At 61.2% G+C, this 7,929-nt stretch carries 6 protein-coding genes; 1 reads left to right on the top strand and 5 read right to left on the bottom strand.

Features of this window, described 5'->3' with window-relative positions; translation table 11 throughout:
• The coding region (locus BST14_RS29310; protein WP_245845264.1) for a sigma factor-like helix-turn-helix DNA-binding protein at positions 1 to 150 on the bottom strand (150 nt) is incomplete at its 3' end.
• On the opposite strand from BST14_RS29310, the gene BST14_RS01820 reads away from it, so the two are divergent.
• Positions 109 to 798, top strand: coding sequence for a class I SAM-dependent methyltransferase (locus BST14_RS01820; RefSeq protein WP_083062879.1), 690 nt, complete (start codon positions 109 to 111; stop codon positions 796 to 798). The two genes, BST14_RS29310 and BST14_RS01820, sit on opposite strands and share 42 nt — an antisense overlap.
• Before the next feature lie 87 nt (positions 799 to 885).
• On the opposite strand, the gene BST14_RS01815 is transcribed toward BST14_RS01820, so the two are convergent.
• The 4 genes from BST14_RS01815 to BST14_RS01800 form a co-directional block, all read right to left on the bottom strand.
• Positions 886 to 2,004, bottom strand: coding sequence for an NAD-dependent epimerase/dehydratase family protein (locus BST14_RS01815; RefSeq protein WP_083062898.1), 1,119 nt, complete (start codon positions 2,002 to 2,004; stop codon positions 886 to 888).
• 157 nt (positions 2,005 to 2,161) lie between these two features.
• Entirely contained in the window at positions 2,162 to 3,385 is a 1,224-nt protein-coding gene (locus tag BST14_RS01810; protein WP_083062878.1) for a class I SAM-dependent methyltransferase, read from the bottom strand.
• A 254-nt stretch (positions 3,386 to 3,639) separates the two neighbouring features.
• Positions 3,640 to 4,911: a glycosyltransferase gene (locus tag BST14_RS01805; RefSeq protein WP_083062877.1), complete on the bottom strand. Its 1,272-nt coding sequence runs from the start codon at positions 4,909 to 4,911 to the stop codon at positions 3,640 to 3,642.
• Positions 4,912 to 4,944: 33 nt separating this feature from the next.
• Positions 4,945 to 7,857 (bottom strand): MMPL/RND family transporter, encoded by a 2,913-nt coding sequence (locus BST14_RS01800; RefSeq protein WP_083062876.1) that lies wholly within the window; start codon positions 7,855 to 7,857, stop codon positions 4,945 to 4,947.
• Positions 7,858 to 7,929 lie beyond the last annotated feature (72 nt).

Raw genomic sequence — 7,929 nt, 5'->3', positions numbered from 1 at the left:
CGCCCGTTCATACTTCGGCGGGCCATCCGAGGCCAACGCCGCCTTGACTGTGTTCTTCGAAATGCCCAGTACCCGGGCGATCACCTTGATCGGCAACCCCTCCGCCCGATGCAGGCGGCGAATCTCAGCCCAATCTTCCACAGACAACATTCCTTTCTGGTCCTCCCTGGCTCGACTAGAGCCAGGCCACCGGACCAGGGGGTCAAAATTCGGATGCCGCGCCGGGGTCAGTTTTCAGGCGCCGCCGACAGGTTGGATCCCACCAGATACGATGAGGCATGGGAACGCCGCACTGAGCGGGCTGCCCAACTCATACCGCCCGGTCGCCACGTGATCGAATTCGGTGCGGGCACTAGGAAACTCGAACGATATCTAGATCCCTCGTGTACCTATGTGCCGTCCGACCTCGCTGACCGCGGCCCTGGCACGATCGTTTGCGACCTCAACTCGCGGCCTCTGCCCGACTTGCCCGATTACGACACCGCGGTGCTGCTCGGAGTGCTGGAATATTTGGTCGATGTGCCCGAAATCATCGGTTGGTTGGCACGCCAAATCCAGGTATGTGTGGTGTCGTACGTGTGCAAGAGCGCCGGCTCGCTATCCGGCGTTCTTGAGATGATTCACCGCAACCGAGCGGGCTGGATGAATCACTACCGCGAGGAGCAAATCGTTGAGCTGTTTCAGGAGCAGGGATTTGAGCAGGTCTCTGCCGAAACATGCAGTGGAAACCGATTATTCGTTTTCGTAAATCCGGCGAACGCGCGGCGAGGTCCTATGTCCGGCGATATCGCGCTTTGATGGGACGCACATTCTCTCGGGGCTGGTGACCCTGCGATTGACCACTTGCCGGTGGTGGTGGCCCCTCCATTCAAAATGTGGGCGCTATCAATTGCGTCCCGCAGGTTGCGTCGGACGGCCTGACGCATATGCGTAATCACTTGCTGCAGAAGGTAATTCGGGCTGCTTGTCAATCCACTCGAACAGGGCGCGCAACCCATCGTCAAGCGCCCACTTCGGGCGCCAGTTGAGCTCGTTGGTTGCCAGTTCGATGTTGCAGCTCGCGGCGCGAATGTCGCCGTCACGAAATTTCGGTACGACAACGGGTTCGGGGGCATCGAAGATGGCTGCGATCTTTCGGGCAAGCTCGTGGATGGTAATGCCATTGCCTGACCCGATATCCACGCAGCGCGATTCGGCAGCGGGCTCTTGGACCGCGGCAAACAGCGCGTCGACGACATCGTCGATGTAGACGAGGTCGCGCACGATCCGTCCATCTTCGTACACCTCTGACGGGAGTTTCTCGCGTGACAAGCGGGCGAAGAACGGGACCACCCCCGTGTACGGATTGGTCAGCGACTGGCCTGGCCCGTAGGCATTCTGCAACCGCAGCACACTCAGGTTGGTGTCATGCGCGGCCGCCCAGGCGGACAATAGGTGCTCCTGAGCGAGCTTGGTGGCGCCGTATATATTCGTCGGCCGGGGCTCCGTATCGCCGGCGCAGTTCGCAAGCGGCACCGCCGGCTCGCCCGTCGGCCCCACTGGATCCCAGACACCAGCGAGTAGCTGCGCGTGGCTGCGGGGCCGCGGATAGAAGATGTGGCTGCCAGACTTCCACGCGCCTTCGCCGTAGACGGCCCTGGAGGACGCCACCACGAGCTGGTCGGGTACCAGTTGAGAGCGGCTCAGCGCGTCAAGGAGCTGGGTGGTACCGACGACGTTCACTGAGCCGTGGCGGGTTGCATGGGATAGCGACTGTGCCGTTCCCGTCTCGGCCGCCAAATGGATGATCTGGGAGGGCCGAATCAGTCGCAGCACGGCATCCCAGTCGGGCGCATGGGTGACGTCGCCGGTGAAAAACCGCACCGACGGCGCTAGCTTCAGGGTTGGGCGTTCACCATGTACCTGCGGGAGTAGGACGTCCATGACGGCGACGTCGTAGCCGGCCTCGGCGAGACGGCGGGAAAGCAGGGAGCCGATAAACCCTGCCCCACCGGTTATGAGCACAGACGCTGCCAAAGCCGACGCCTCCTTCTCGAGTGCAGACGAGATGAGTAACGGACACATTTTGCCCAGGATTCAGGTCCCAGCCGATCATATCGGCGAGTCCCGCAATGTCGGCCGGGCCGGCTCCTCAAACGCGGGCAGTCGGGCGGCCCGCCTCTCACACGAGATGGACCTTTGGCGCGTACAGGATCCAGCGTCCACCGCTTTCATGGAACAGTTGTTCCTTGGCCATGATCTCCTCGGCATGGTTCCAGGCGAACAGTAGCGCGTAGTCAGGGTAAGGGTGTGAGAAGAATTCGGGCGGACACACCGGAACCTTTGTGCCCGGTGTGAGGCGGCCCTGCTTCTCCGGGGTCGAATCACACACCATGGAAAGCAACTCGGGGCCGATGCCGCAGTAGTTCATCACCGTGGCGCTCCTCGAGGTGGCCCCATAGCCGACAACACGTCGGCCTTCGGAACGCAGGTCGCGGAGAAGTGATACGAGGTCCATCCGGATGCGCTCGACGGCGGTGGAGAACTCGACGAAGGTCGCTTCCTCGGCAAGTCCCTGCGCGTTTTCAAGTGCCAGGAATTTCGCGACGGCGGCGCTCGGCTTCGAAATGCCCCCGCGGGCAACTGTGTAGCGGATGGAGCCCCCGTGCAATGGAAGGTGCTCGACATCGATTAGCTCGAAGCCGAACTGAGCCGCCATCGCCTGCACCGAGCGCACCGAGAATAGGTAGATGTGCTCGTCGTAAATTTGGTCGAAGTAGACGCAGTTCACGATGTCCCCGAGATAGCGATCCTCGAACACGAACAGCCCGTCCGGGGCAAGCAGGATATCGATCCCGAGGAAAATCGAGTCGAGGTAGGAGATGTGACTGATCGTGTTAGCCGAATAGATCAGGTGAGCGGCTCCGTGCTCGTCGCGAATCTTGGTAGCCGTCGATGCGTTGAAGAAGTCTTTCCAAACGTTGACACCGTGGGTCTGGGCCACGTCGGCCGCCACAGCAGCGGGATCCACTCCTAGATGTCGGATTCCGGCGTCGCTCAGCCTCTTGAGCATGACGCCGTCGTTGCTGCCGATTTCGACGACGAAGCTATCTTGACCGCTCGGGCATCTCTGAAGGATTCGTTCTGCCACCTCCTCGCCGTGTTTGCGGATTACCGAGGAACCGGATGCGCGGTATGGGTAGTCAGCGCGAAACATCTGGTTTGGTTGAACCTCGTCAAGCTGTTGCACCATCGCGCAAGAGGTGCAGAGTCCGATCGCTAGATGGAAGAACGGCACCTTGGCCGCTTCCTCGGCTCGCACAAAGGCATTCGAGATCGGCTGGCGACCGAGATCGAGTACCTCGTGAAGGTCGCCTTTACACAAGCGGCAAGTGTATTCGGTCAAGCCAGGCCCCTATCGCGCATGCCAGTACCGCCGTGGCGACCCTAGACCTGAGTTGACACCTGGTCGAAGGTTCCAGAGTTCCTAATACGAAATCGCCACGGCACTGATCATGGCATCCCGCTTCCGACCCAGCAACCGGCGCTCCGGGCGCCTCGTATCGAGGAGTGTTCATGAAATCAAGGGACCGGCCCGCGCGGCGCTGGTGGACATCGTGGATGCAGTGGCTGGCACCAGGCACCTAGTGCCCGTGTCGCTTAGCACCCTTTCCGGCGTACCGCGTCTTCCAAGAGGTCGGCGGCCGCGGTGATGCTTTGGGCGGGTTTGGTCATCCGTGCGGCCAGTTTGCGGGCTTGAATGGCGCATTCGGGCGACAGGATGCGACGCAGGTCGGCAGCTAGCGATTCCGGAGTGGTTGCCGAGAATCGCCGGGCTGTGCCCGCGTTGAGCCGTTTCACCTGATTCCCCCAGTACGGCTGATCGGCAGAGCTCCAGAGGATCAACGTGGGCACTCCCGCGCGCAGGCTTGCGGCCGTGGTGCCCGAGCCACCGTGGTGCACGACCGCACGGCAGAGCGGGAAGATGGCCGCATAGTTCACCACACCGACTACCTTGACGTGGTCGGGATGCGGCACGCCGCTGAAATCGGTCCCGCCAAAGCAAATCAGCGCTCGCTCGCCCATCTGCGCGCAAACCGCGCTGATCATTTCGACTGTGTCGGCGGGGGATTCGACCGCTATGCTGCCGGAGCTAAAGCAAATCGGTGGTGTGCTGGCGGCAATCCACGACGTGATCTCCTCGTCGGCCTGCGTGGTCAACTCCATCGTGAGTGCGCCGACAAAGGGGCGTCGGTCGCCCCATTTCGCCCATTCGGCGGCCAGCCCGGGGAAGCACAGCTCGTCGTAGGCCTGGATTTCCAACGAGCCGCGTTCGGCGATGCGTCGCGATGAGCGGTGTGTTGCCTTGGGTAGACGTAATTCGCGCCGCTGAGCGTTGTCGACCTCTTTCGTCGAGCGCCAAAAGAGCCACTCGGTCGCGGTCATGGTGGAGCGGACCAACGGCGCTGGGACACTAGGGACAAGCTGGCCGTTGGCCCGCATCGGAAAATGATGGAACGTGGCTAGTGGGATGTCGTAATGCTCAGCGACATTGGCGGCGGGCTGCTCGAAGTTGATGCCGGTGGATAGCAGGTCGGCCCCGTCCGCCAGCGAAATCAGCGTCGCGCTCACGTCGTCCCAGTAGCGGATGATGGGCTCCCAGACTCTGCGCACCACGCTGATCGGGCCGCGGATCGTCCAAAGGCTGCGGAAGAAGTCCCGCCACATGTTGCGCAGAAATTCCTCGTCCAAGAAGTCCTGCACTTTGGGCCCGTAGGGGATCGCCGGAAGCCCCGCCGTCTCAGCGAAGTCGACAAGTTCGGGCGGAACGGCGATGCGGACTTCGTGCCCGCGGCGAAGTAGCTCACGGCCGACAGCGGCGGAAGGCTCGATATCGCCGCGAGTTCCGTAGCATGCCAGGGCATATTTCATCACGAGTCCTAGCCGTGCCTCGATGGGGCTTGATCAACGAACTCCCCGGGGGATCGGAATCTCTTCCGTGATGGCGTCCGCGTCGTCGTCATGCAGCAGGGTACGCACCGACGGACGCGTTCCCACGGAGCGAAGCAGCAGGCTGGCCGGCCGCGGCCGAACCAGTTGCGGCCACCAGAACCAGCGTCCGAGCAGCGCCGCAATGGTCGGCGTCATGAACGAGCGCACGATCAAGGTGTCGAACATCAGGCCCAGGCCGATCGTGGTTCCCACCTGACCGATGATGCGCAAATCGCTCACCACCATCGAAGCCATGGTGAACGCGAACACCAGGCCGGCGTTGGTCACGACCTTACCGGTGCCGCCCATCGCGCGAATGATGCCGGTATTTATGCCGCCGGCAAGCTCCTCTTTCATTCTGGATACCAGCAGCAGGTTGTAGTCAGAACCGACCGCCAACAAGACGATGACCGACATCGGCAGCACCATCCAGTACAGCTTGATGCCGAAGATGTACTGCCAGATCAACACCGAGATGCCGAACGATGCACCCAGCGACAACGTCACCGTCCCCACGATCACCAGGGCGGCCACAAAACTTCGGGTCAAAATCAGCATGATGATGAAAATCAGACACAGCGCACCGATACCCGCGATAAAGAGGTCGTAAGTGGAGCCGTCCCGGAAATCCTTGAAAGTGGACGCCGTACCCGCGATGTAGATCTTCGAATTCTCCAGCGGCGTGTTCTTGAGCGCCTCTTCTGCCGCCAGCCGGATCTTGCCGATGCGGTTCACGCTCTCCGAAGTCGCGGGGTCGCCTCGGTGCGAAATGATGAAGCGAGCGGCCTTTCCGTCCGGTGACAGGAATTGGGCCATCGCTTTCTTGAAGTCCGGATTCTCGAAAATCTCGGGCGGCAGGTAGAACGAGTCGTCATTCTTGGAATCGTCGAACGCCTGCCCCATGGCCGTGGCGTCCTTGTCGTTGCTGGCCATCTGGCCGAGGATGCCGGACATGGTGCTGTGGTTGGTCAGCATCATGTTCCGCATGTCCTCGGACATCGCGATAATCGGCGGATACATCTCGAGCATCTGCGGCAGCAGCTTGTCCATGTGGTCGAGGTGTACTAGCAGTTCTTGCACTTTGTCACTTAACGTGTCGACACCGTCGAGGGTGTCAAAGATGTTTCTCAACGACCAGCAAATGGGGATATCGTAGCAGTGCTTCTCCCAGTAAAAATAGCTGCGAAGTGGCCTGAAGAAATCTTCGAAGTCTGATAATTTATCGCGTAATTCCTGAACCACGACGGACATTTCTTTGGTCTTCACAATCGAGTCATGCGTAAGGTCATTGAGACGTTTTTGCAATTCGTAGATGCGCTTCGTGATCTCGATTTGTTTGGCTATCATGTCCGCCTGGACAAGCATGTCGTCCATGCGCGCGCGCATGTACTTAAGGTCTTGATTCATAATCGATTGCTGCATGCTGAGCAGGAACGGAATCGAGGTGTGCTGGATCGGCGTTCCCTCGGGACGGGTTATCCCCTGCACACGGGAGATCCCGTGCACCCCGAAAATTCCCTTGGCAAGTCGGTGCAGAACCAAGAAATCCGCCGAGTTCCGCATGTCGTGATCGGATTCGATCATCAGGATCTCGGGCATCATTCGCGACTGGTTGAAGTGGCGATCGGCGGCCGCGTATCCGACGTTGGCGGGAACGTTGTCCGGCATGTAAAGCCGGTTGTTGTAGCTCGTCTGATAGCCCGGAAGGGTCACCAGGCCAACCAGGGCGACGGCGATAGTCGCGCACAGGATGGGGGCGGGCCAGCGCACGATCGCCGTGCCGATCCGCCGCCACCGGCCGAACCCGATCGTGCGCTTTGGGTCAAATAACCCGAAGCCACTGCCTACCGTCAGGACCGCCGGAACCAGCGTCAGGGCGATCAGCACCGAGATGAGCATGCCCACGGAGCAAGGCATACCCATGGTCTGGAAGATGGGCATGCGGGTGAAGCTCAGGCACAACATGGCTCCGGCGATGGTCAACCCGGAACCCAAGACGACGGGCGCGACGCTGCGATAGGTGGTGAAGTAGGCCGTTTGTCGGTCTTCGCCCGCCTGGCGCGCCTCCTGATAGCGGCCGAAGAAGAAAATCGCATAGTCCGTCCCGGCGGCCATTGCCAGCGCCACCAGCAGGTTGACGGCAAACGTCGAGAGTGGCATCCAATTGTTGTTGGCGACGAAGGCGATGACACCCCGAGCGGCGAACACCTCGACCCCGACGGTGAGCAACAACAAAATGACGGTCGTGATCGAGCGGTACACGAGGAGCAGCACGACGAAGATGATCAAGGCACCGATCATCGTCATCTTCAAAATGGAACGGTCGCCGGCGAGCTGCATATCGGAGAACAGCGCCGACGGACCGGTGACGTAGGCCTTGACCCCGGGCGGCGGGGGCGTCCGCGCGATCACGTCGCGGATCGAGTTCACGGATTCCTGGCCCAGCGTGGTGCCCTGGTTGCCCGCCAGGTTCAACTGCACATAGACGGCCTTGCCGTCCGGGCTCTGGGCACCCGCCGCGGTGAGGCGATCGCCCCACAGATCCTGCACGTGCTCGATATGCTTTGTGTCGCTTTTTAATTCGCCAACCAGTTTGTCGTAGTAGGCATGCGCCTGGTCGCCAAGCGGCTGCTGCCCCTCTAAGACCAGCATCGCGAAGCTGTCCGAATCGGATTCCTTGAAGTCCCGGCCCATGCGCTGCATGGCCTGCACCGCCGGCGCGTCCTGGGGGGCGAGCGGCACCGAATGCTGTTGTCCCACAATCTCGAGCCGGGGCACGCCGAACGTCACCAGCAGGGTCAGCGCCACCCACCCGACGATGATGAACACCGCAAGGTGGCGAATGGTCCGCGCAAAGCGCGACGGCCGGGTGTGATGCGTGGTCATAAGGCCCTCGACAGGCCGACGACGCTGTTGCCCAGTGCCACAGTGTTCCCCACGGTCGCTGTCCCCATTTCG

This window comes from Mycobacterium arosiense ATCC BAA-1401 = DSM 45069, assembly GCF_002086125.1.
GTDB lineage: Bacteria > Actinomycetota > Actinomycetes > Mycobacteriales > Mycobacteriaceae > Mycobacterium > Mycobacterium arosiense.
The sequence above is the reverse complement of the archived record's forward strand: the minus strand, read 5'-3'. Positions and strand labels throughout refer to the sequence as shown.